Origin of the sequence: Krasilnikovia sp. MM14-A1004, from assembly GCF_047159485.1 — a bacterium.
GTDB lineage: Bacteria > Actinomycetota > Actinomycetes > Mycobacteriales > Micromonosporaceae > Actinoplanes.
The window spans coordinates 6,335,653-6,359,188 of the sequence record NZ_AP038773.1 but is presented as its reverse complement, the minus strand read 5'-3'; the positions used below and the strand labels follow the sequence as shown (position 1 = coordinate 6,359,188).

Genomic DNA, 23,536 nt, shown 5'->3' with positions numbered 1-23,536 from the left:
ACACAGCTGATCTTCCATCGACCCGTAGTGCTCTGACACGATCATCGACATCGATGCCCGTACCGGGAGGACGCCTGTGTCCACGACTGGTTTCGACCGGTTCTTCGAGATCTCCGCGCGGGGCTCCACGCTGGGGCGGGAGCTGCGCGGCGGTCTGGCCACCTTCTTCACGATGGCCTACATCGTGGTGCTCAACCCCCTGATTCTCGGTGCCGGGGTGGACGTGGACGGCGCCAGGCTGCCGATCGCCGCGCTGGCCGCCGGTACGGCGCTGGTGGCGGGCGTGATGACGATCCTGATGGGCGTGGTCGCCCGGTTCCCGCTGGCGCTGGCCGCGGGCCTGGGCGTGAACGCGCTGGTGGCGTACGAGATCGCGCCGGAGATGACCTGGGCCGATGCGATGGGCCTGGTGGTCATCGAGGGTGTGGTGATCGGGATCCTGGTGCTGACCGGCCTGCGTACGGCGGTGTTCCGGGCCGTGCCGACGCAGCTGAAGACCGCGATCGGGGCGGGTATCGGCCTGTTCCTGATGCTCATCGGGCTGGTGGACGCGGGTCTCGTGCGGCGGATCCCGGACTCGGCGAACACCACGGTCCCGGTGGAGCTGGGCGTCGGCGGCCGGCTGACCAGCTGGCCGGAGCTGGTCTTCGTGCTCGGGGTGCTGTTCACCCTGGTCCTGTTCGTGAAGCGGGTCCGTGGGGCGATCCTGATCGGCATCCTGTCCACGACCGTGCTGGCGATCGTCGTGGAGGCGGTCGTGCAGGTGGGCCCCGCGTTCCTGAACGGCCAGCCGAACCCCGGCGGGTGGCGGCTGAACGTGCCGAAGCTGCCGGAGTCGATCGTCAGCAAACCCGACCTGTCGCTGCTGGGCCAGTTCAATGTGCTCGGCGCGTGGCGCACGGCGGGGTGGCTGGTGGTGCTCATGTTCGTCTTCACGCTGCTGATCACGGACTTCTTCGACACGATGGGCACGATGGTCGCGGTCGGCCAGGAGGGTGACCTGCTGGACGCCGAGGGCATGCCGCCGCGTACCCGCGAGATCCTGCTGGTCGACTCGGTCGCCGCGGCGGCGGGCGGGGCGGCCAGCGTGTCCAGCAACACCTCGTACGTGGAGAGCGCCTCCGGTGTGGCCGAGGGGGCCCGGACCGGGGTGGCGAACCTGGTCACCGGCGGGCTGTTCCTGCTGGCGATGTTCCTGGCGCCGCTGGTGGTCGTGGTGCCGTTCGAGGCGGCGTCGACCGCGCTGGTGGTGGTGGGCTTCCTGATGCTGGCGGCGGTCCGGCAGATCGACTGGACGGACTACGAGATCGCGGTCCCGGCGTTCCTGACGATCACGCTGATGCCGTTCACGTACTCGATCTCCAACGGCATCGGCGCCGGGGTGCTCACGTACGTCGTGCTGAAGCTGGCCGTGGGCCGCGCCCGCCAGGTCCACCCGATCCTGTACGGCGTCGCCGCCCTGTTCGTCCTGTACTTCCTGCGGGGTCCGTTGGAGGCCGTGCTGTTGTAGGTGCGTTACCGTGCGCGGTGACGGCGGTCATACGCAATTCGGATGTCGTTAGCCAAGCTCATTAGCTAGGCTAACCAACGTGATGGGACGGTCTGTGGCGGCGGAGCGGGAGACACCAGAGCAGCTGGCCAAATTGCTGCGCGAGGCGATCACCCGGCTCAACCGGCGCGTCCGCCAGGCCCGTCCGGTCGGCGACCTCACGTTCAGTCAGCTCTCCGCCCTGACCAGCCTCCAGCTGGCCGGCGCGCTGACCCCGCGGGAACTCGCCGACACCGAACGGGTCCAGCCCCCGACGATGACCAAGATCGTCGGGAAGCTGGAGGACCAGGGTCTCGTGGCCCGTACACCGCACCCGACGGATCGCCGCCAGGTCATCCTGGCCCCGACCGAACAGGGCCGCGCCGTGTACGCGCAGTTCGAACGGGCCCGAAACGAGTGGCTGGCCACCCAGCTGGCCCAACTCACCCCGGACGAACGCGACACCCTGGACCGCGCCGCGCGGATACTGCACCAGGTCGCCCGCGGCTGACGCCGCCGCCTCCGGTCGTCCCGTCACACGACGATGACGCGTACGACCCGACAGGAGGCGCACCCGAGTGCGGGCAGTGCTGAGCACGACCTTCCGGTCCCTGCAGGTTCGCAACTATCGATACTTCGCCACCGGGCAGCTCATCAAGCTGGTCGGCGTGTGGATGATGTCCACCGCGCAGGACTGGCTCGTGCTGGACCTGTCCGGGAACTCGCCCGGCGCCCTCGGCGTCGTCACGGCGCTGCAGTTCACGCCCGTACTGTTGCTGACGCTCTGGGGTGGCACCCTGGCCGACCGATACGACAAGCGCCAGCTGCTGATCCTCGCCAACGCCGCGTTCGCGGTCACCGCGATGACCTTCGCGGTGCTGGTCGCCAGCGGGGTGGTCGTGCTGTGGCACGTGTTCCTGTTCGCCGCGCTGCTCGGGGTCGCGAACGCCATCGAGACCCCGGTCCGGCAGTCGTTCGTCTCCGAGCTTGTCGAGCTGCCGCTGCTGCCCAACGCGCTCGCCCTGTCAGCGGCCACCTTCAACTCCGCCCGCATCGCGGGCCCGGCACTGGCCGGGATCGCGCTGGCCACCCTGCACACCGGCCCGGTCTTCCTGATCGCCACCGCGCTGTCGGTCGCGCCGGTGTTCAGCTACCGCCGGATGCGCCCCGCCGAGCTGTACCGCGAGGAGCGCACCCGCAAGGCCGGGCGAGCCGGCCTGCTGGACGGCCTGCGCTACGTGCGCAACCGGCCGGACCTGGTGCTGCCGATCGCGCTGATGGCCGTGGTCGGCATGATCGGCTTCAACTTCCCGGTCACCCTCGCGGCCCTGTCGAAAATCAACTTCCACGCGGGCCCGTCGTCGTTCGGGCTGCTCAGCACCGGGCTCGCGGTGGGCGCGCTCGCCGGGGCCCTCGCGGGCAGTGCCCGCCGGGCCCGCCCCAGCATGTACGTCGTGGTGGGCGCCGCGCTCGCGTTCGGGCTGCTGGAGTTCGCGCTCGGCTTCGCGCCCACGTTCGCGGTGGCGGCGTTGCTGCTCGTCCCGACCGGGTTCTTCTCCATGTTCCTCGCCCAGGCCGCCAACCACCGGGTGCAGATGGGGGTGGACGCGGCGTACCGGGGGCGGGTCATGTCGCTCTACGTGCTGGTCTTCCTCGGCACCACGCCGATCGGAGCCTCGCTGGCCGGGTGGTGGGGTGAGCACTTCGGGGTGCCCGCGAGCATCTGGCTCGCCGGTCTGATCTGCTTCGTCGCGGCGCTCGGCACGCTGGCCTGGCAGTTGATCTCCAGCGGCGAGCGGCTCAGGCTGCGGTTCAGGCCCCGCCCACGGCTCACCCTGGTGCACCCGGCGGCGCCCACCGCCGAACCCGCCACGTCCGTCGAGTGTTCTCGGCCGACGGCCGCGGCGTGACCCGGTCAACCGGCTGTTTCAGTCGGTGGTCACCAAGTCGGGCGTCAGGGCGCCGGTCCATGACAGGGTGTGCAGCCAGCGCTGCAGCATGGCGATCGCCTCGTAGATGTCCTTGCCCGTCCACGATGCGGTTTGGTGATCCCAGTCGGGCTCCAGCAGGACCAGCCGGTAGCAGCCGTCCCAGCCGGGCGTGCCGATCATCGCGTCCTCGCCCTTGGCGCCGTAGCAGCCCAGGTCGACCTGGAGTTCCCGCCACGGCGACGTCGGGTCCGTCTCGTAGGGCTTGTCGTTCGGGGGCGGGCTCTTGGCCAGCCAGATCAGGTCTTCGCTGTCGCTGACCTCGCACTCACCGGACGGCAGGAGCCGGGCGATCAAGCCGTTGGATCTGACCTCCCACCCGCCGGGGATGCGCAGCGGGATGGTCGTCCATTCTTCGGTCAGCATCGCGCGCAGTGCATCCGGCGTGACCGGTGGGGGTTCGTAAACCATGATCGAGACGGTAGCGGGCCCCGCAAGCGCTTTAGTCGCTCAAGAGCTCTCGCGGGCCGCGGGACCGCCACCGAACAGCACATCGTCCCAGCTCGGGAGGCGCTTGCGCGGCTTGTTCTCCTCGCCGTCGCCACCGGACTGACCACCCTGGCCGGCCGCCCGGCGCGGGCGCAGCACCGCCAGCGACGGCACCGCCGGGACCTCCTTGGGCAGGTCGGCGTCGTCGTCGAACGCGGATCCCGCACCGCCACCGAGCAACGCCGCCGCTCCGCCCGCCACGGGCCGCCGAGGCTCGGGATGCGTCGCCGGCTCCAGGCCACGGCCCGGGCCGCTGCCGAGCGGGCGGTCCAATGAGGCCAGCAGGGCGTCGCGGCCCGCGCGGATCGGGTCACGGCCGGGGCGGGCTGGTTCGCGGGCGGGCCGGGGCGTGTCGACCGCCGGGGCGCTGGGCAGACCGTGGCCACCGCGGGTGGGTTCCACCGAGCGCGTCGGGCCGGGCAGGCCGTGGCCGCGTTCCGGAGCCGGGTCCTGACCGAGGATCTGGGTCGGCCGCTCCGCGCACAGGTACTGCGCCATGTCGTCGTGCGGCGACACCATCTGGCGGCTCTTGTCGAGATCCCACATCGCCTGCGCGGTGGCCTTGCCGGACGGCCAGGTGGCGACGATGCGCCAGGTGCCGTCGTCCCGCCGGTACGCGTCCCAGGAGATCTTGTCGGTGTCGATGCCGTGCTGGGCCAGCCGGCTGTCCACCACCTCGGCCAGCGCCGCGCCGGAGTCGGAGGTCTTGAGCCTGGTCCGGCGCGCGTGCTGGGCCAGCATGGCCCGCTCCTGCAGCACCGGGCCCGCGTAGCGCAGCACGCGGTCGACCGGGACACCCGCGATCCGGGCCACGTCCTCGGCGGACTCGCCGGAACGGATGCGGGACTGGATGTCGCGCGGCGACAGTGACGGCGTCGTCTCGTGGGCGACGACCGCGACCGCCGACCCGACCGGGGCGGGCGGGTGGTGGTGGCCGTCGGTGTGCAGCGCACCCGAGATCCGGTCGTCGAGCGGAAGTGCCAGGAGCCGCCCGACCTCGTCGGCGAGCACCAGCGCCTGACCGTCCTCGGAAAGGGCGACGAAGCGTACCGGCCGCATGCGTTGCCTCCGTCCCGTCGCTGGGCCCTGCCTACCGGCGCCGACCGGCTCGGCGCCCGTGCACCCGAGACTCAGTTACCCGGATGCGTTTCGCCAACACCGTACGCCGACCGGTCACCCAATGGGGGTAAGCCACGCCGGGGACTCGTTGACCTGCGTTGATGATCTTCGGCTCGATGGCGTCACAGTCGGGGCACGACGTAATCGATGCAGGCGGTCAGCGCCTCCACGTCGGCCGGGTCCACGGTGGGGTACAGCGCGATCCGCAGCTGGTTGCGCCCCAGCTTGCGGTATGGCTCGGTGTCCACGATGTCGTTCGCCCGCAGCACCGTGGCCAGCGCGGCCGCGTCCACCCCGTCCGCGAAGTCGATGGTGGCGACCGCGTTCGAGCGCAACGCGGGATCCGTGACGAACGGGGTGGCGTGGTCGCTGCGGTCGGCCCAGCCGTACAGGGCGGCGGCGCTCTCGGCGCTGCGCTTGGCGGCCCAGGCCAGGCCGCCCTGCGCGTTCATCCAGTCCAGCTGCTCGGCGGCCAGGAACACCGTGGCCAGCGCCGGGGTGTTGTACGTCTGCTCCAGCCGCGACTGCTCGATCGCGGTCACCAGGTCGAGGAACTGCGGGATGTAGCGCCCGGTGCCCTTGACCTCGAACGCCCGCTCGATGGCCGCCGGGGACATCAGCGCCAGCCAGATGCCGCCGTCGGAGCCCAGCGCCTTCTGCGGGGCGAGGTAGTACACGTCCGTCTCGGACACGTCGACGTCCAGGCTGCCGCCGCCCGAGGTGGCGTCCGTGAGCAGCAGGGCTCCCGGGTCGGCCCCGGCCACCCGGCGCACCGGTACGGCCACGCCGGTCGAGGTCTCGTTGTGCACGCTGGCGTACACGTCGACGCCCGCCTCGGCACGCAGGAACGCCGCCTGGCCACCGGGCGCCCGGTGCACGGTCGGCTCGGCCAGGAACGGCGCGTCCGCGACCGCCTTGGCGAACTTCGCGCCGAACTCGCCGAACTCCGCGAACTGCGCCTTGTCCCGGACCAGCCCGAACGCGGCGGTCTCCCAGAACGCGCTGGTGCCGCCGTTGGAGAGGATCACCTCGTAGCCGTCGGGGGCGGAGAAGAACTCCGCGACCCCCCGGCGCAGCCGCGCCACCTGGTCCTTGACGGTCCGCTGCCGGTGCGAGGTGCCCAGGTACGTGCGGGAGACCGCGGCCAGCGCCTCGGCGCCCTCGGGGCGGACCTTGCTCGGCCCGGAGCCGAACCGCCCGTCCACCGGCTTGATCTCGTCCGGAATCCGGATGCTGGCGCCTTCCATGGCATGCCCTCCTGGCCCTTGCTGCGCTGCGGTGCAGTCGGTCATGCCGTCAGCCACGAATCCTCCCGGGTGAGGCGAAGAAAGAGGGCGCCGTTGCCGACGCCCATCCTCCCACCGCCAGTTGATCAGGCGTTGTGCGGTACCGCGTCCCAGCCCTCGACGTCCTGCGGCTTGCGGGTGCCGGGGCCCACGTAGCGGGCGCTGGGGCGCACGATGCGGCCCAGCTTCTTCTGTTCCAGGATGTGCGCGCTCCACCCGGCGACCCGCGCGCAGGTGAACATGGAGGTGAACATGTGCGAGGGCACCTCGGCGAAGTCGAGCACCACCGCGGACCAGAACTCCACGTTGGTGGCCAGCACCCGGTCGGGCTTGCGGGCCTGCAACTCGGCCAGCGCGGCGCGTTCCAGCGCCTCGGCCACCTCGTAGCGGGGGGCGCCCAGCTCGCGGGCGGTACGGCGCAGCACGCGGGCGCGCGGGTCCTCGGCGCGGTAGACGCGGTGGCCGAAGCCCATCAGCCGCTCGCCGCGGTCGAGCACGCCCTTCACGTACCCCTCGGCGTCGCCGCTGCGCTCGACGGCCTCGATCATGTGCAGCACCCGGGAGGGCGCGCCGCCGTGCAGCGGGCCCGACAGGGCCCCGATGCCGGACGAGATGCAGGCGGCCGCGTCCGCGCCGGTGGAGGCCACGATGCGGGCCGTGAACGTGGAGGCGTTGAGGCCGTGCTCGGCGGCCGAGATGAAGTACGCGTCGACCGCCTTGACGTGCCGCGGGTCGGGCTCGCCGCGCCAGCGCTTCATGAACCGCTCGACGATCGTCGTCGCCTTGTCGATGTCCTTCTGCGGCACGGCGGGCAGGCCGAGCCCGCGGGCCGCCTGCGCCACGAACGACAGCGCGGTGACCGACACCCGGGCCAGGTCGGAACGGGTCTGCTCGTCGTGGATGTCGAGCAGCTGATTCAGCCCCCAGTACGGGGCGAGCATCGCGACCGCGGACTGCACGTCGACGCGGATGTCGCCGGAGTGCACCGGCACCGGGAACGGCTCGGCGGGCGGCAGCCCCGGCCCGAACCGCCCGTCCACCAGCAACGCCCACACGTTGCCGAAGGACACCTGACCGATGAGATCCTCGATGTCGACGCCCCGGTAGCGCAGCGCGCCACCGGCCTTGTCGGGCTCGGCGATCTCGGTCTCGAAGGCGATGACACCTTCCAGTCCCGGTTTGAAGTCGGACACGTCGCCTCCTGGAATGGCCCCGTGAAGCCGTGAGTGTTTCATCTTGCCCGCGCTCGTCCGGCCGGTCGAGCGGCAGGGAATGTGCCGTCTGCGACACCTATCCTCGCCGAGGAGACGCGGCGGCGGTGGCGACTTAGGTTCGATGGGAAAATTGTCGAAGGGGATCGGGTGACACGCGAACCACCGGCGCCGGCCGTGATGCGGCGCGACTACACCGAACGGGGACCGCTGCTCGAAGGTGACCTGGCGGCGGACTGGCGGGTCCAGTTCGGCCGCTGGTTCGCCGAGGCGGTCGCGGCGGGCCTGCCGGAACCCAACGCCATGGTGCTGGCCACGGCCTCCCGCGGGGGCCGGCCGTCGGCCCGGACGGTGCTGCTCAAGGGGTACGACGACCACGGTTTCGTCCTGTTCACCAACTACGACTCCCGCAAGGGGACCGAGCTGGCGGAGAACCCGTACGCGAGCCTGGTCTTCCCGTGGTTCCCCATGCAGCGGCAGGTGATCGTCACGGGCGCGGTGGAGCGGATCGGGCGGGCGGAGACCGACGCGTACTTCGCCGAGCGGCCGCGCGGGTCGCAGCTCGGCGCGTGGGCCAGCCCGCAGTCGCGGGTGGTGCCGGACCGCGCCGCCCTGGAGGCCGGGCTGGCCGAGGCGCGGGAGCGGTTCGGGGACACCGGTCCGGTGCCGGCCCCGCCGCACTGGGGTGGGCTGCGGGTGGTGCCGGAGACCGTGGAGTTCTGGCAGGGCCGCGCCGACCGCCTGCACGACCGGCTGCGCTACCGGCGCACGGACGTGACCTGGGTGGTCGAACGGCTCGCCCCATGACTTCGGAGCTGGAGGAGAAGCGCCGCAGGTGGGTGATCGACATCCGGCCGCTCGGCGTGGCGCCGTACCGGCGGATGTGGGTGGGCACCGGCGCCTCGGTCTTCGGGTACCAGTTCACCGCGGTGGCCGTGCCGGTGCAGATGTTCGCCATCACCAACTCGTCGGCCTGGGTGGGGCTGCTGGGCGTGGCCGCGCTCGTACCCCTGTTGATCTTCGGGTTGTGGGGTGGCGCCGCGGCCGACGTGGTGGACCGGCGGCTGTTGCTGCTGGCCAGCTCGACGCTGACCTGGCTGGCCACGCTCGGCCTGCTGGCGCAGGCGCTGCTGCACCTGGACAGCGCATGGCTGCTGCTGGCGATCACCGCTGTGCAGTCGGTGGGCTTCGCGGTCAGCTCGCCCGCCCGGCAGGCGATCGTCCCGCGGATCGTGCCGGGCGAGCTGATCCCGGCCGCGAACACCCTGGCCTACACCACCACGACGGTGGGCGGGGTGCTCGGCCCGCTGGCCGCGGGCCTGATCTTCGGGACCTTCAGTACGGGTACGGGCGTGACGGTCGCGTACGCGGTCGACGCGCTGCTGTTCACGATCTCCTTCTGGGCGACCTTCCGGCTGCCCCCGATCCCGCCGCTGGCCGGATCGGCCGACGAGCCGCGCCCCAGCGCCGGGCTGCGCGGGATCGCCGACGGCCTGCGGTTCCTGGCGACCAAGCAGGTGTTGCTGCTGTCGTTCGCGGTGGACATCGTGGCCATGGTGTTCGCGATGCCGCGGGCGCTGTTCCCGCAGGTCGCCGCGGAACGGTTCGGCGGCGGCGCGGCGGTCGGCTGGTTGTTCAGCGCGATCGCGCTGGGCTCGGTGGTCGGCGGCCTGACGTCCGGCTGGATCGGCCGGGTCCGCCGCCAGGGCTTCGCGTTGATCCTGGCCGTGATCGGCTGGGGGCTCGCGGTCGCGCTGTCCGGGCTGGCCCGCCACCTGTGGTCGATGGTGCTGCTGCTGGCCGTCGCCGGTGCCGCCGACCTGGTCAGCGCGGTGTACCGGCAGTCGATCCTGCAGACGTACGCCCCGGACCGGTTGCGCGGGCGGCTGCAGGGAGTGTTCACCGTCGTGGTGGCCGGTGGACCCCGGCTGGGTGATCTGCGGGCGGGCGCGACCGCCGCGGTGGCCGGCCCGACAGTGTCCTGGGTGGGCGGTGGTCTGCTGGCCGCGGGCCTGACCGTGGTGCTGGCGCTGGCTTTCCCGGCGCTGTATCGCTACCGCCCGCCACCTGGCGATGACGGTGGGACCCGATAGTGTCCAGTCATGACGAGCGTCGTTCCGGCGAAATCTGGGTTGCAGTGGACGATCGAATCGGGTGAGCACCGGGCGACCCTCACGGAGGTCGGCGGCGTGCTGCGGGCATATGAGGTGGGCGATCGGCAGGTCGTCGACGGGTTCACCGAGCATGAGCTGTCGCCCGCGTCCGCGGGACAGGTGCTGGCGCCCTGGCCCAACCGGATCCGCGACGGCCGCTACACGTTCCACGGGGTGACCCACCAGCTGCCGCTGACCGAGCCGGCCCGCAACACGGCCATCCACGGCCTCGTGAACTGGGTGCGCTGGCGGCTGGCCGAGCAGGCCCCGGACGCGGTGACCCTGGAGTGCGACCTGGCCGCCCAGGCCGGCTACCCGTGGTCGCTGGCGCTGCGCACCCGGTGGAGCGTGGGGCCTGACGGGCTGCGCTGCGACCAGGAGGTCACCAATACGAGTGACTCCGAGGCGCCGTGGGGCTACTCGGCCCACCCGTACCTGCGGCTGCCGGGGGTGGCCGTGGACGACATCCTGCTGCGGGTGCCGGCGCGCACCCGGATCCTGGCCGACGGCCGCCTGCTGCCGATCGGAGCCGTGAAGATCGCCGGCTCGGAGTACGACTTCACCGCGCCGCGCCGGATCGGCGACCTCGTTCTGGACACCACGTTCGGTGACCTCGCGTACGAGGCGGACGGCGGCTCGTCGGTGACGATCGCGGCCCCGGCGGGCGACGCCCGGGTCACGATCTGGGGAGACCGCCACTTCTCCTGGTGGCAGGTCTTCACCTCGGACACGCTGGGCGGCGAGCGGTTCCGCCGGTCCGTGGCGATCGAGCCGATGACCTGCCCGCCGGACGCGTTCCGCTCCGGCCGGGATCTGATCGTGCTCGGCCCCGGGGAGGGCTGGGCCGCGTCATGGGGGGTGCGACCGTAGTGGATTTCGACGAGGTCGTCCGCAAACGGCGGATGGTGCGTACGTACGACCCGGACCGGGCGGTGCCGCCGGAGGTGGTCGACAAGATCGTCAAGCACGCGCTGCGGGCGCCGTCGGCCGGGTTCTCCCAGGGCTGGGGGTTCCTGGTGCTGACCAAGGCCGAGGACCGGGCGAAGTACTGGCAGGTCACCACGGAGGGCCACCTCGGCGACGCCCCGGCCGACGAGGGCTGGCACGGCTCGTGGCTGGACCGGATGCGCGCCGCCACGCTGATCGTCATCCCGATGTCCAACAAGTCCGCCTACCTGGACCGGTACGCCCAGCCGGACAAGGGCTGGACGGATCGGGACGAGTCGCACTGGCCCGCGCCGTACTGGCACATCGACACCGGCTTCGCGGCACTGCTCATGCACCTGACCGCGGTGAACGAGGGGCTCGGCTCCTGCTTCATCGGCCTGCCCGCCGCCCGGGTCGACGCGTTCAAGGAGGCGTTCGGGGTGACGCCCGAATTCACCCCGATCGGGGCGCTCACGGTGGGTTACCAGCTGCCCGATAAGAGGTCCCCGTCACTACGCAGGGGGCATCGCCCGGTGGACGATGTGGTGCATCATGGCCGGTGGGCTGGGTAAAGGACGGGCCGGAAGCGGAAGGGGCGTGCCGTCGTGATCTTCAAAGCGGTGCGGGACGGAGCCCCGTACCCCGACCACCACACCACGCTGAAGATGTGGGCGGAGATCCCGCCGCGCCCGATCCGGCTGGCCGACCTCATCACCACCAAGCGTGAGCTGGCGCTCGACAAGCTGCTGGCCGAGGACTCGACGTTCTACGGCGACCTGTTCCCGCACGTGGTGGAGTATCAGGGCGCCCTCTACCTGGAGGACGGGCTGCACCGGGCGCTGCGCGCGGCCCTGCAGCAGCGCAACCAGATCCACGCCCGGGTCCTCGTCCTCTGACGTTCGGCTAACGTCAGCGGCATGGCCGTTTCCGCGTTCGACCTCCTCGACCTCGACTCCCTGCTCTCCGACGAGGAGCGCGACGTGCGCTCACTCGTCCGCCGGGTCGCCGACGACAGGGTCCGCCCGTACGTGGCGGACTGGTACGAGCGCGGCGAGGTCCCCGTCCGCGACCTGGCGTGTGAGTTCGGCAAGCTCGGCCTGCTCGGCATGCACCTCAAGGGGTACGGCTGCGCCGGCTCCTCCGCTGTCGCGTACGGGCTGGCCTGCCTGGAGATGGAGGCGGCCGACTCCGGCGTGCGCTCGCTGATCTCCGTGCAGGGCTCCCTGGCCATGTACGCCATCTGGCGCTACGGCTCCGAGGAGCAGAAGCAGCGCTGGCTGCCGGGGATGGCCGCGGGCGAGCTGATCGGCTGCTTCGGGCTGACCGAGCCGGACCACGGCTCCGACCCGGCGGGCATGGCCACCCGGGCCCGCCGCGACGGCACCGACTGGATCCTCACCGGCGGCAAGATGTGGATCACCAACGCCCCGGTCGCGGACGTGGCGGTGATCTGGGCCCGCGCCGAGGAGGGCGTGGTGGGGTTCGCGGTGCCGACCGACACCCCCGGCTTCGCGGCCCGCGAGGTGCGGCACAAGATGTCGCTGCGCGCCTCGGCCACCGGCGAGATCACCCTGGACGAGGTACGGCTGCCCGAGGAGGCGAGGCTGCCCGCCGCCCGCGGGCTCAAGGCCCCGCTGTCCTGCCTGACCGAGGCCCGGTTCGGCATCGTGTGGGGTGCGCTCGGCGCGGCCCGCGACTGCCTGGACACCGCCCTCGCGTACGCGGGCAGCCGGGAGCAGTTCGGCCGCCCGATCGCGGGTTTCCAGCTGACCCAGGCGAAGTTCGCGGACATGGCCCTGGAGCTGCAGAAGGGCTACCTGCTGGCGATGCACCTGGGCCGCCGGCACGACGCCGTGGGGCTGCGCCCCGAGCAGGTCAGCGCGGGCAAGCTCAACAACGTCCGCGAGGCCATCGCGATCGCCCGCCAATGCCGCACGATCCTCGGCGCGAACGGCGTCAGCGGCGAGTACCCGATCATGCGGCACGCGAACAACCTGGAGAGCGTGCTGACCTACGAGGGCACCTCGGAAATCCACCAGTTGGTGCTGGGCCAGCAGCTGACCGGGTTGAGCGCGTTCGCCGGCTGACCGGTCCCGGTGTTTGGTCTCATCCGTACCTTGGGTACCAACACCAGGGGGTGAGGGCGATGGCCGAGCGCCGCGACATCGACGACCCGACCAAGGAGTATCCCGCCTACGAGCCGGGCCGAGCCGAGCCGCCCGGCCCCGATGAGGCCCGCCCCGCCGGGGCGGACCCGCACGAGCCAGGGCCGGGCGTTGCTGGACCCCCCGGGCCCGGCGGCGCCTGGCCCGACCCCCCGGTCGGCCGGTCCGGCTTCGCCCGCCTGCTGGTTTTCACGGGCGCGGTGTTCGCCCTGCTGGTCGCGGCCTGTCTGGGCCTGCGGGCGGTACACGTGCTGCCGAGCTTCGACAACCCGTTCTCCGACAAGACCACCGACCGCAGCCAGCCGGTGCTGCTGCAGTCGATGCGCGACCTGAGCCGCTACGTGGCCGCCGACGGCACCTTCCAGGTCATCGTGGACCTGCAGGAGCACAGGGAGAACATCCCCGACTTCCTGCTGAACCAGCGCACCCTGTTCGTCGGCTCCGGCACGGTCGAGGCGTACGTCGACTTCGGCTCCCTCAACGGCGACGCCGTCAAGGTCAACAACGAGGACCACTCCGTACGCGTCACGCTGCCCGCCCCGCAACTGTCCACGGCCGCGCTCGACCTGGACCGCAGCTACGTGGTCGCCCAGGAACGGGGCCTGCTCAACCGGATCGGCGACGCGTTCCGCGACAACCCTGACGCCCAGCACCGCGTGTACGCCGAGGCGCAACGCCGGATCACCGAGGCGGCCCGGGACAGTGGCCTGGACCAGCGGGCGCGGGAGAATACGGAGAAGATGCTGACCAGCCTGTTCACCCGGCTCGGCTACACCTCGGTCACGGTCACGTACGCGAATCCCTGATCACTCGTTGGGCATGAGCACCCAGAGCACCACGTAGATCAGGAACTGGGGGCCGGGCAGCAGGCAGGACAGGGCGAAGCCCACGCGGACCAGGCCGGGTGAGACGCCGAAGCGGCGGGCCAGGCCGGAGCAGACCCCGGCGATCCACCGGTCGTTGCGGGGCCGGGTCAGGCGGTTCACGTCATGTCCTCCTCGTGTGCCGGTCGCGGCGGGAGCGCCGCGACCACCATCGACGGTACGGCCGGCGCGCCCGCCTTCCCTCAGCCCGCAGATGGAGATCCGGCGAGTACCTCCCGTAAGGGGGACCCGTACCCGCCGACACTCGTTGTTAACGTGGGAGTCGGCTGTCACGTCCGTTACCTTTCCGGTCCGGTAACCTCGTCCGGGTTTCGGCTAGGAAGGCCCACGGTCATCGGCTCAGGGTTCGACAGCCAATGGTTTCGGTGCCCACGGTGGGCGACGAGGAGGCGCGCGGTGATGCAGCGGTGACCCAGGCCGTGCTCTGCGGCAGCACCGGCAACGACCTCGACCCGGACGCGGCCGCCCGCCTCGCTGACAGCCTGACCGCCGCCCTGCTGGAGGCCGGCGCCACCGTGCTGGTGTCGCCCGCCAGCGCCGAGGACGTACCGGCGCAACTGCGCCATCTCGCCCAGCTGGCGACCGAGCACAGCCCGGACGGCAGCGAGAACGGTGGTCAGCGCCTGCTCGTGGTGGCCGACGACCTGGTCGCCCATCACAGTCTCCTGTGGACGCTGGCGACCGAGCCCGCCGGGCGCAGCACCGCCCTGGTCGCCCCCGCCGAGCGCGGCGACCTGCGCGAGGATCGCGGCCGCCTGGTACCCGCCCCGGACGGCGACGGCACGGTCCGGTTCCTCGGCGCGCTCTGCGTCGCTCCGGCTGACCTGCCGCTGCTGGCCTCGGCCGCGAGCCGGGCCGCCGACACGCTGACCGAACCGGCCGGGAGCGACGAGCCCACGGGCGCGGTGGTCACCGGCGTCCGCAACGCCGTGGACGCGCTGCTGCCCGCCCTGCTGGATGCCGGGCTGGTGCCGATCGCCACCCGGGTGCGGCTGCTGCGCGCCGCCCGGGTCGGCACGGACGAGGAGCTGAGCGCCGCGCGCGCCGAGGTCGCCGCGGTGGACGAGGACGCGGCCCGGCTGCGGGAGGCGGTCAAGGAACGCGACGACTTCTTCACCACGTACGCGGTGAGCAGCTGGTCGCCCGTGATCACCAGGGCGTGCGCCCGGATCGGCCTGACCCCGACCGGGGTGACCTGGCTGTCGGTGCTGTTCGCGGTGGCCGCCGCGCTGGCGTTCTGGCAGGCGTCGCGGCCCGCGATGATCGCCGGGGCGGTGCTGCTGTACCTCGGCTTCGTGCTGGACTGCGTGGACGGGCAGCTGGCCCGTTACACCCGGCACTTCGGAGCGTTCGGCGGCTGGCTGGACACGATGGCCGACCGGGCCAAGGAGTACATGGTCTACGCCGGTCTGGCCGCCGGGGCGGAACGGATCGGGCTGCCGTACGCGTGGCCGCTGGCGATCGCGGCGATCGTGCTGCAGACCGTCCGCCACATGACCGACGCCTGGTACGGGGTGCTGCACGACGAGGCGGCCGCCCGTGGCGGTGGTGCCGCGGCGGGGGGCGGGGTCGGGGCGCGGCTGAGCCGGGCCTCCAATCGGGTGCAGGCCGACACGGGCTCGGCGGCGTACTGGCTGAAGCGGATCGTGGTGTTCCCGATCGGCGAGCGGTGGGCGCTGATCGCGGTGCTCGCGGCGGTGGCCAACGGCCGGGTCGCGCTGGCCGGGGTGCTGATCTGGGGGGCGCTGGCCTTCGCGTACACGTTGGGGCTGCGCTCGTTGCGTGCGCTGTCGATGCGCGTCGCCGTGCTGGACCGGCCGGACCGGGCGCGGCACCGCGACGACGGGCCGCTGGTCCGCGCGGTTCTCGCCCGGGCGGGCTGGTCCACGCCGCTGCTCCTTGCCGCGATCGCCGCGCTGGTGCCCGCCATCCTGATCGTGGTGCTGCTCGTCGCCCCGACGTCGGACGGCGTGTCGCGGATCGCGCTGGCGGTCGCGGCGCTGCTGGTGCTGGGCGCCGGGCTGGCGGCGCGGGCGCCGCACGACGGGCCGCTGGACTGGCTGGTGCCCGCCGCGCTGCGGGCGGCCGAGTACCTGACCGTCGTCGCGGTCTCCCTGGTCGGCGGGGTGGTCACACCGGTCACCTACGCGGTGTTGTTCGCGCTGGCGGTGCGGCACTACGACGTGACGGCGCGGATGGAGAAGGCGGCGCCCGCGGCCGCGGCGACGGGCGCGGTGCTCGGCTGGGACGGGCGGGTGCTGCTGCTGACGGCGGCGGGCGTGGCGGGCATCGCGACGGACGCCGAGGCGGTGCTGGCGCTGTGGGTGGCGGGCGCCGTGGTGGTGCAAGCGGTGGTGGACCGGCGGGGCGCTCGATCGTCACGGAGCGCATTGGACAGTACGCCGCCCCAGTGACGCAGTGCGATGGATTGATGCACGCGCAGCGTGATCGTTGATCATTGTAACCACCTGGTCACAGTGTGCGAATGGAACGTTCACCCGATGGCTAGGCGTCGATACCGATGGTCACAGTAGGCCCGATCGCTCGGGTGAGGCCCGGATCACCGTAAGTCGCGCAGCAGCAGGAGGTGGACGGTGTCGACCGTCGAACTCAAGGACGTCACGAAGGTCTGGCCCGGCGGCACCCTCGCCGTCGACAAGGTCAGCATGTCGGTCAACGACGGCGAGTTCCTCGTGCTGCTCGGCCCGTCCGGGTGCGGCAAGTCCACCGTCCTGCGCATGATCGCCGGGCTGGAGGACCCCACCGCGGGCGAGATCCTGCTCAACGGCGAGCCGGTCCTGGACGTGCCGCCGCGCGACCGCAGCATCGCCATGGTCTTCCAGGACTTCGCGCTGTACCCGCACATGACCGTCGGCGACAACATCGGCTTCCCGCTCAAGCTCTCCGGCGTCGACCCGGCCCCCCGCATGGAACGCATCGGCGACGTGGCCAGCGCGCTCGGCATCGCCGAGGTGCTCGGGCGCAAGCCGGGCCAGCTCTCGGGCGGCCAGCGCCAGCGGGTGGCCATGGGCCGCGCGATCGTGCGCCGCCCCGGCCTGTTCCTCATGGACGAGCCGTTGTCCAACCTGGACAGCGGCCTGCGCGCCGAGCTGCGCGCCGAGATCACCGGGCTGACCCGCGAGCTGGGCGTCACCACCATGTACGTGACGCACGACCAGGCCGAGGCGCTGACCATGGCCGACCGGGTGGCGATCATGCGCCGCGGGGTGCTGCAGGACATCGGCACCCCCACCGAGGTGTACGGCCGCCCCGCCACCCTGTACGTCGCCGCGTTCCTCGGCGCGCCGCGGATGAACCTGCTGGAAGCCCAGGTGTACGTCCACCTCGACCGGTACGTCACGCTGACCTTCGGCGAGCAGGCCCTGTACCTGCCGTGGACCGACATCCGGGCGCGGGCGGTCGCGCGTTACCACGGCGAGCGCATCGTGGTGGGCGTACGGGCCGAGGCGCTGACCCCGGTGTCGCCGGACACTCCGGGCGACGTGCTGCACGGCCGGATCCGCTTCCTGGAGCACCACGGGCACGAGTCGCTGGCGTTCCTGGACATCGGCGCGACCGCGATCGTCGTCGACGAGTTGGGCGGCAAGGCGCCGCAGCAGGCCGTGCCGGGCGGGCCGCTGCGCCGGGTCGGTAGTGCGCTGCAGCGCCTGGCCGGGCGCGGGGAGCGCTCCGCCGTGGCCACGCTCGAACCCGCCCAGCGCACCAGCGTGCTGAACGATCCGGGGCGCCACCACCGGCGTCCGGCGGAGCTGGCGGTGCGGCTGGCGCCGTACCCCGCCGTGTCGCCGGGGCACCCGCTGTCTGTCGCCGTACGCATGGACGCGCTGCACTTCTTCGACGAGCGCGGGGACCGGATCGACATCGGCTGGCGCTGAGGACTGTCGAATTCTTGACACCATGGTCTAACCTCACCCGCACGTCGATGCGATGGCGTATCGACGTCACTTCCGTGAGGGGTCAGCATGGCTAATTCGTCCGGGTTGTTGGTGATCGAACGCATCCTGCGAGACCGCCAGGGCATCTGGCAGCAGGTGGTGGAGGACCGGGGGCTCACCCGCCTGACCGGTCAGATGCTGGTCAGCACGGTGATCGCGCTGGCCTGCTACGGCGCGGTACTGGGCTCGTTCCACAGTGTGCTGATGGCCCTGACCTCGGCGGTCAAGCTCCCCCTGCTGTTCCTGGTCACGCTGGCCATCTGCCTGCCCACGCTGTACCTGTTCAACCTCGTCTTCGGCGCCCGCCTGTCGGTACGGCAGTCGCTGTCGCTGGTGATGGTGGCGCTGACCGTCACCGCGATGCTGGCCCTCGCGTTCGCGCCGATCAGCCTGTTCTTCCTCATCACCGCGCCGGACTACGGCTTCTTCAAGCTGCTGAACGTGGCGATCCTGGCGCTGTCGGCGCTGGTCGGACTGCGTTTCCTGACCGGCGGCATGAAGGTGCTCAACGAGCACGGCCTGCTGGCCCCCCGGCCCGCGCTCGCCGGCGGGCCCGCCCCGGCCCCCGCGGTGCCGCCCGCCGACCCGGCCGCTCCCGCCGCCGACCCGGCCGCGCCCGTGACAGTGCCCGCCAACGGCAACGGCGCCACCGCCACGCTGACCCAGACCGTCCCGGCGCAGGCCCCGCCCGGCCAGCAGTTCGTCCTGCACCCGCACCCGCACATGCGGCCCGTGCCCCGCCCCCAGGCCGCGGCCACGCCCCCGAGCATGGCGCTGCTGTACGTCTGGATCCTGCTGTTCGGCTTCGTCGGCACTCAGCTGGCCTGGACGCTGCGCCCGTTCTTCGGCAGCCCGGGGATGAAGTTCAGCCTGTACCGGGACATCGACGGGAACTTCTACGCGGAGATCTTCCGGACCATCGCGCACCTCTTCTGAGCCCTCGGTCGGATTGTCGCCTGCCGTGCCGGGGCCGCAGCGCGTAGGCTGCTCGCTGGTGGAGGAGAGAAGTGGCTCGTGCGCGAGCCAGGAGACGTTGCGCCCGGCTGCCGGCAGGCGATCGGACGCGGCTCCGGCTGCGTCGCCCACCTCCCCGGTGCTGCTCGACCGCACCTTCGGCCGCGACGACATCACGACCGTCCGGCACGAGGTGACCGACCGCCTCACGGCGGCCGGTTTCGCGGGCGACCGCCTGCACGGCTTCGTGCTTGCGGTCAACGAGGTGATCACCAACGTCGTGCTGCATGCCGGCGGTCACGGGCGCATCGTCGTCTGGGTGACCGCCGGCTCGGCGTGGTGCACCGTGACCGACTCCGGGCCGGGCATCCCCGAGCGCCTCCTCGGCTGCCCCGGAGTGCCCGAGGCGTTCGAGGTGGGCGGCCGGGGCATCTGGCTGGCGCACCAGTTGTGCGACGAAGTCACCATCGCCACCGGCCCGATCGGGACCACCATCGGGCTGCGGATCGCTCTGGAGCCAGCTCACCGGCCCTGAGTGGAGCAACGAAGCGCGGGCTTGGACTTAACAGAGCGGAATCGCCCAGAAAATGTGAGCGGGCCTTTCCGCCGCGAAGTGCGGGCGGCGCGACTACATTGGGCCAGTGCTCGGACTTCCACCTCATGTCACCGCCTGCCTATTCGACCTTGACGGCGTACTGACGCAGACCGCGCTGGTGCACAACGCCGCCTGGAAGCAGACGTTCGACGCGTTCCTGCGCGGCTGGTCGGCCGAGCACGGGCAGGCGTTCGTGCCGTTCGACGAGGGCACCGACTACCACCGCTATGTCGACGGTCGGCAGCGTGCCGACGGTGTGCGTACTTTTCTCGCCTCCAGGGGTATCACCCTGCCGGAGGGTACGCCGGGCGACGGTCCCGACGCAGTGACCGTCAACGGCATCGGCAACCGCAAGAACGTGCTGGTCCTGCAGAAGATCAAGGAAGGAGCGGTGCAGGTCTACCCGGGCTCGGTGGACTACCTGAACGCGGCGAAGTCGGCCGGTCTGCGCCGCGCCGTCGTCTCGGCCAGCGCCAACTGCAAGGACGTCCTGGAGGCCGCGGGCATCGCCGACCTCCTCGAGGAGCGCGTGGACGGCGTCACCGCCCGCGAGCATCAGCTGCCGGGCAAGCCCGCCCCGGATACCTTCCAGTACGGCGCAAAGCTGCTTGACACCGCACCCGAGCACTGCGCAGTGTTCGAGGATGCCCAGGCCGGGGTGGCCGCCGGGCGTGCGGGCGGCTTCGGCATCGTCGTCGGGGTCGACCGGGTGGGCCAGGCTCGGGCGCTGCTCGACCACGGCGCCGACATCGTCGTACAAGATCTTTCCGAACTGCTCACGCGCTAGCGGCGTTGACAGATTCACAGACTCTCTTCTTCGCATTACGAGGGGCACTACCGTGATCCGTGAACGGGCCTATCCCGTCGACCCGTGGCACATCCGGGAGACCCGCCTGGACCTGGACCTGCTGGCCCAGTCCGAGTCGGTCTTCGCGCTGTCCAACGGCCACATCGGGATACGCGGAAATCTCGAGGAGGGCGAGCCGCACGGCCTGCCCGGCACGTACCTGAACTCGTTCTACGAGCTGCGGCCGCTGCCGTACGCCGAGGCGGGGTACGGCTTCCCCGAGTCCGGCCAGACGATGATCAACGTGACCAACGCCAAGCTGATGCGGCTGCTCGTCGACGACGAGCCGCTCGACGTCAGGTACGGCGAACTGCGTTCCCACGAGCGCGTACTCGACCTGCGTGCCGGGACCCTGGAACGCACAGCCGAATGGGTGTCGCCCTCCGGACAGGCGATCCGGATCCGTACGGTCCGGCTGGTCTCCTTCACCCAGCGCGCCGTGGTCGCGTTCCTGTACGAGGTCGAGCCGCTGGAGGCCTCGGCCCGGCTGATCCTGCAGTCGGAGCTGGTCGCCAACGAGCAGCTGCCCCCGATGACCAAGGATCCGCGGGTGGCCGCGGTGCTGGATCACCCGCTGCAGGCCGAGGAGATGCTGGAGCAGCGCACCGGCGGTCTGCTGGTGCACCGCACCAAGGCCAGCGACCTGCGGATGGCCGCCGCGATGGAGCACCTCGTGGAGGCGCCCGGCCGGCACGCCGTCACCACCGAGGGCCACCCGGACTGGCTGCGGACGACCGTGGCCTGCAAGCTCGAACCGGGTCAGCGGCTGCGCGTGGTGAAGCTGGCCGCATACGGCTGGTCGAGCAATCGCTCTCTGCCCGCCGTCCGCGACCAGGTCGGCGCCGCGCTGGCCAGCGCCCGGCTGGACGGCTGGGACGGCCTGGTCGAGGCCCAGCGCGAATACCTGGACCAGTTCTGGGACCACTCCGACGTCAAGGTCGAGGGGGACCCGGAGGTGCAGCAGGCGGTGCGCTTCGGCCTGTTCCACACGCTGCAGGCCGGTGCCCGCGCCGAGCAGCGGCCGATCGGGTCCAAGGGCCTGACCGGCCCCGGATACGACGGGCACACGTTCTGGGACGCCGAGACGTTCGTGCTGCCCGCGCTGACCTACACCCAGCCATCCGCGGCCGCCGACGTGCTGCGCTGGCGGCACTCGACGCTGGACCTGGCGCGGGAGCGGGCGCAGACCCTGGGGCTGCAGGGCGCCGCGTTCCCGTGGCGCACGATCCGCGGCCAGGAGTGCTCGGCGTACTGGCCGGCGGGCACGGCGGGGTTCCACATCGGGGCGGACATCGCCGACGCGGTGCGCCGGTACGTGCAGGCCACCGGTGATCTCGACTTCGAGCGGGAGATCGGGCTGGAGCTGCTCGTGGAGACCGCCCGGTTGTGGCGGTCGCTGGGCCACCACGACCGGCACGGCCGGTTCCACATCGACGGCGTCACCGGACCGGACGAGTACACCGCCGTGGTGGACGACAACGTCTACACCAACCTGATGGCGCAGCAGAACATGTTCACCGCCGCGGACGCCTGCCAGCGCCACCCGGAGGTGGCCCGCAGGCTGGGGGTGGACGAGGAGGAGTCGGCGTCGTGGCGGGACGCGGCCGCGTCCGTGCACATCCCGTACGACCGGGAGCTGGGGGTGCACCAGCAGTCGGAGGGCTTCACCCGGCTGCAGGAGTGGGACTTCGAGAACACTCCGCCGGAGGCGTACCCGCTGCTGTTGAACTACCCGTACTTCGACCTGTACCGCAAGCAGGTGGTCAAGCAGGCCGACCTGGTCATGGCGATGTACGTGCGCGGCGACGCCTTCACCCCGGAGGAGAAGTCGCGCAACTTCGCGTACTACGACGCCCGGACCGTGCGGGACTCGTCGCTGTCGGCCTGCGTCCAGGCGGTCCTGGCCGCCGAGGTGGGTCACCTGGAACTGGCCCACGACTACCTCGGCGAGGCCGCCCTGATGGACCTGCACGACCTGCACCGCAACGCCCGCGACGGGGTGCACGTGGCGTCGCTGGCGGGCTCGTGGATCGCGTTGGTCGCCGGGCTCGGCGGCATGCGTGACTTCAACGGTCAGCTGTCGTTCGCACCCCGGCTGCCGAGCCGGATCAACCGGCTGGACTTCTCGCTGCTCTGGCACGGCAAGCGGCTGCGGGTCGACGTGACGCCGGACGAGGTCACGTACTCGCTGCGCAACGGCGGCGGGGCGGCCCGGCTGGAGCTGGTCCACCACGGCAAGGAGATCGAGGTGACCCAGGTGAAGCCGGTGACCGTACCGATCCCGGCGGCGCCGCCGACCACCGCCGCGCCGCGGCAGCCCGCGGGCCGCGCGCCGGTGCGCCGGGTCGGCGCCGGCGGCTGAGGCCGATCACGCGAAACGGCCCCGTCCATCGGACGGGGCCGTTCGTGGTCGCGGTCAGAGCAACGACACGTGTACGTGGTCCGTGTGCGCGCTCGGGCCGTGGTAGGTGTGCCAGCCGGTGGCCGGGAACCAGATCTGCTTGAACCAGATGACGTAGTAGATCCCGAGCCGGTCGGCGTTGCGGACCAGGAACGCCATGAGGTTGTTGCCGTAGTTCTTCATGTCCGCGTTGTGCGCGACAGAGAACCCGCTCTTCTGCAGTGACCAGTCGCAGGCGCGACCCTTCGGGTGCTCGAACGGCCCACCGTCGCGGTGGCAGCCGACGAAGCGGTTGAACCCCGCCTTCTTCACCTCTTTGTAGAGGTGGAAGGTCCGCGGGGTGATGCAGCCGCCCGTGGTGGGGTCGTCGACCGTGCACGCCTCGGGGGAGAAGCCGCCGTCGGAGTTGCGCGGGGCGGGCGCGGCGACCGGTGACTTGGCCACCACGAACCCGCCCGTGAGGCTCTCGCCACCGACCAGGGCGAGCGCCTTGTCGGCGGTCTCCTTCTGCTTCTTCATCGCGGCGAGGTTCTGCTGCTGCTCTTTGATCTCGGCGTCCAGCCGGGCCTTGGTCGAGGTGACCTCGTCGATCGCGCTGTTCAGCTCGTGCAGCTTCTCGTCGTTGATCGAGTTGATCTCTTCGAGCGAGATGGCCTTCCGGAGGAAGGAGTCGGAGCTGTCCGCGTTGAGCAGGTAGCTCATGGCCGACAGGTTCCCGGTGCGGTACTGCTGCCCGGCGACCGCGCCCACCTCGGGCACCAGCGTGTCGCGCCTGGCCTCGGCGTTGCGCACGTCGATGGCGAGCGCCAGCTGGGTCTTCGTCGACTTCGCGACGGCGGCCTTGGCGGCGACGAACCGACGGTTCGTCGACTCCATCACGTCGTTGAGCAGCGGGGGATCCGTGCCCTCGTCGGGCGCGGCGGTGCCGCTGCCGGGGTCCGCGCTGGCCGGAGCGGCCGGCGCTGCAAGCAACGTCATGGCGACGAGCGGTGCCAGTGCCACGGTCAGCCACCGGCGGTGTCTAGCCGTCATT

At 71.6% G+C, this 23,536-nt stretch carries 22 protein-coding genes; 16 read left to right on the top strand and 6 right to left on the bottom strand.

The window, feature by feature from the left end; all coding sequences use genetic code 11:
* The first annotated feature begins 76 nt into the window (after positions 1-76).
* The 3 genes from ACMCNN_RS27625 to ACMCNN_RS27615 all read left to right on the top strand — a co-directional run bounded on the left by ACMCNN_RS27625 (position 77) and on the right by ACMCNN_RS27615 (position 3,438).
* The gene (locus tag ACMCNN_RS27625; protein ID WP_412743413.1) at positions 77-1,510 is read left to right on the top strand and encodes an NCS2 family permease; all 1,434 of its coding nucleotides are present in this window, start codon (positions 77-79) and stop codon (positions 1,508-1,510) included.
* Between the two features lie 82 nt (positions 1,511-1,592).
* Positions 1,593-2,039: a MarR family winged helix-turn-helix transcriptional regulator gene (locus ACMCNN_RS27620; RefSeq protein ID WP_412747290.1), complete on the top strand. Its 447-nt coding sequence runs from the start codon at positions 1,593-1,595 to the stop codon at positions 2,037-2,039.
* 67 nt (positions 2,040-2,106) lie between these two features.
* On the top strand, positions 2,107-3,438 hold the full coding sequence (locus tag ACMCNN_RS27615) for an MFS transporter (protein ID WP_412743412.1): 1,332 nt from the start codon (positions 2,107-2,109) through the stop codon (positions 3,436-3,438).
* Between the two features lie 18 nt (positions 3,439-3,456).
* Here the strand turns inward: ACMCNN_RS27615 and ACMCNN_RS27610 are convergent, their stop codons facing one another.
* The 4 genes from ACMCNN_RS27610 to ACMCNN_RS27595 form a co-directional block, all read right to left on the bottom strand.
* Positions 3,457-3,927: a hypothetical protein gene (locus tag ACMCNN_RS27610; protein ID WP_412743411.1), complete on the bottom strand. Its 471-nt coding sequence runs from the start codon at positions 3,925-3,927 to the stop codon at positions 3,457-3,459.
* A 39-nt stretch (positions 3,928-3,966) separates the two neighbouring features.
* Positions 3,967-5,064 carry a septation protein SepH gene (gene sepH / locus ACMCNN_RS27605; RefSeq protein ID WP_412743410.1) on the bottom strand — a complete coding sequence of 366 codons (1,098 nt, stop codon included), beginning with the start codon at positions 5,062-5,064 and terminating at the stop codon, positions 3,967-3,969.
* A gap of 182 nt (positions 5,065-5,246) precedes the next feature.
* Positions 5,247-6,371: a phosphoserine transaminase gene (serC, locus tag ACMCNN_RS27600; RefSeq protein ID WP_412743409.1), complete on the bottom strand. Its 1,125-nt coding sequence runs from the start codon at positions 6,369-6,371 to the stop codon at positions 5,247-5,249.
* 125 nt (positions 6,372-6,496) lie between these two features.
* The gene (locus tag ACMCNN_RS27595; protein ID WP_412743408.1) at positions 6,497-7,603 is read right to left on the bottom strand and encodes a citrate synthase 2; all 1,107 of its coding nucleotides are present in this window, start codon (positions 7,601-7,603) and stop codon (positions 6,497-6,499) included.
* A 198-nt stretch (positions 7,604-7,801) separates the two neighbouring features.
* Here ACMCNN_RS27595 and pdxH point away from each other — a divergent pair, with 198 nt between their 5' ends.
* Genes pdxH through ACMCNN_RS27560 form a run of 7 tightly spaced genes read left to right on the top strand, consistent with a single transcriptional unit; the run spans position 7,802 to position 13,672 of the window.
* Positions 7,802-8,428, top strand: coding sequence for a pyridoxamine 5'-phosphate oxidase (gene pdxH, locus ACMCNN_RS27590; protein ID WP_412747289.1), 627 nt, complete (start codon positions 7,802-7,804; stop codon positions 8,426-8,428).
* A complete protein-coding gene (locus ACMCNN_RS27585) occupies positions 8,425-9,714 on the top strand; it encodes an MFS transporter (protein WP_412743407.1) in 1,290 nt (429 codons plus the stop codon). Before pdxH ends, ACMCNN_RS27585 begins: the two co-directional genes overlap by 4 nt.
* Positions 9,715-9,723: 9 nt before the next feature.
* Positions 9,724-10,644 carry an aldose 1-epimerase family protein gene (locus ACMCNN_RS27580; protein WP_412743406.1) on the top strand — a complete coding sequence of 307 codons (921 nt, stop codon included), beginning with the start codon at positions 9,724-9,726 and terminating at the stop codon, positions 10,642-10,644.
* On the top strand, positions 10,644-11,273 hold the full coding sequence (locus ACMCNN_RS27575) for a nitroreductase family protein (protein WP_412743405.1): 630 nt from the start codon (positions 10,644-10,646) through the stop codon (positions 11,271-11,273). The genes ACMCNN_RS27580 and ACMCNN_RS27575 overlap by 1 nt, the downstream gene beginning before the upstream one ends.
* Before the next feature lie 33 nt (positions 11,274-11,306).
* On the top strand, positions 11,307-11,597 hold the full coding sequence (locus tag ACMCNN_RS27570) for a type II toxin-antitoxin system VapB family antitoxin (protein WP_130510434.1): 291 nt from the start codon (positions 11,307-11,309) through the stop codon (positions 11,595-11,597).
* A gap of 21 nt (positions 11,598-11,618) precedes the next feature.
* Positions 11,619-12,788 carry an acyl-CoA dehydrogenase family protein gene (locus ACMCNN_RS27565; RefSeq protein ID WP_412743404.1) on the top strand — a complete coding sequence of 390 codons (1,170 nt, stop codon included), beginning with the start codon at positions 11,619-11,621 and terminating at the stop codon, positions 12,786-12,788.
* Positions 12,789-12,847: 59 nt separating this feature from the next.
* Entirely contained in the window at positions 12,848-13,672 is an 825-nt protein-coding gene (locus ACMCNN_RS27560; RefSeq protein WP_412743403.1) for a DUF4230 domain-containing protein, read from the top strand.
* On the opposite strand, the gene ACMCNN_RS27555 is transcribed toward ACMCNN_RS27560, so the two are convergent.
* Positions 13,673-13,852: a PspC domain-containing protein gene (locus tag ACMCNN_RS27555; protein WP_412743402.1), complete on the bottom strand. Its 180-nt coding sequence runs from the start codon at positions 13,850-13,852 to the stop codon at positions 13,673-13,675.
* 305 nt (positions 13,853-14,157) lie between these two features.
* On the opposite strand from ACMCNN_RS27555, the gene ACMCNN_RS27550 reads away from it, so the two are divergent.
* The 6 genes from ACMCNN_RS27550 to ACMCNN_RS27525 all read left to right on the top strand — a co-directional run bounded on the left by ACMCNN_RS27550 (position 14,158) and on the right by ACMCNN_RS27525 (position 22,464).
* Complete coding sequence (locus tag ACMCNN_RS27550; protein WP_412747288.1) at positions 14,158-16,164, top strand: DUF5941 domain-containing protein; 2,007 nt, start codon at positions 14,158-14,160, stop codon at positions 16,162-16,164.
* Between the two features lie 180 nt (positions 16,165-16,344).
* Complete coding sequence (locus tag ACMCNN_RS27545; RefSeq protein WP_412743401.1) at positions 16,345-17,646, top strand: ABC transporter ATP-binding protein; 1,302 nt, start codon at positions 16,345-16,347, stop codon at positions 17,644-17,646.
* An 87-nt stretch (positions 17,647-17,733) separates the two neighbouring features.
* Positions 17,734-18,642 (top strand): hypothetical protein, encoded by a 909-nt coding sequence (locus ACMCNN_RS27540; protein WP_412743400.1) that lies wholly within the window; start codon positions 17,734-17,736, stop codon positions 18,640-18,642.
* A 58-nt stretch (positions 18,643-18,700) separates the two neighbouring features.
* The gene (locus tag ACMCNN_RS27535; RefSeq protein WP_412743399.1) at positions 18,701-19,195 is read left to right on the top strand and encodes an ATP-binding protein; all 495 of its coding nucleotides are present in this window, start codon (positions 18,701-18,703) and stop codon (positions 19,193-19,195) included.
* A 106-nt stretch (positions 19,196-19,301) separates the two neighbouring features.
* Positions 19,302-20,042 carry an HAD family hydrolase gene (locus ACMCNN_RS27530; RefSeq protein WP_412743398.1) on the top strand — a complete coding sequence of 247 codons (741 nt, stop codon included), beginning with the start codon at positions 19,302-19,304 and terminating at the stop codon, positions 20,040-20,042.
* A gap of 52 nt (positions 20,043-20,094) precedes the next feature.
* Positions 20,095-22,464 (top strand): glycoside hydrolase family 65 protein, encoded by a 2,370-nt coding sequence (locus tag ACMCNN_RS27525; protein ID WP_412743397.1) that lies wholly within the window; start codon positions 20,095-20,097, stop codon positions 22,462-22,464.
* 54 nt (positions 22,465-22,518) lie between these two features.
* Here the strand turns inward: ACMCNN_RS27525 and ACMCNN_RS27520 are convergent, their stop codons facing one another.
* A complete protein-coding gene (locus ACMCNN_RS27520; RefSeq protein WP_412743396.1) occupies positions 22,519-23,535 on the bottom strand; it encodes a coiled-coil domain-containing protein in 1,017 nt (338 codons plus the stop codon).
* Position 23,536: the final 1 nt, after the last annotated feature.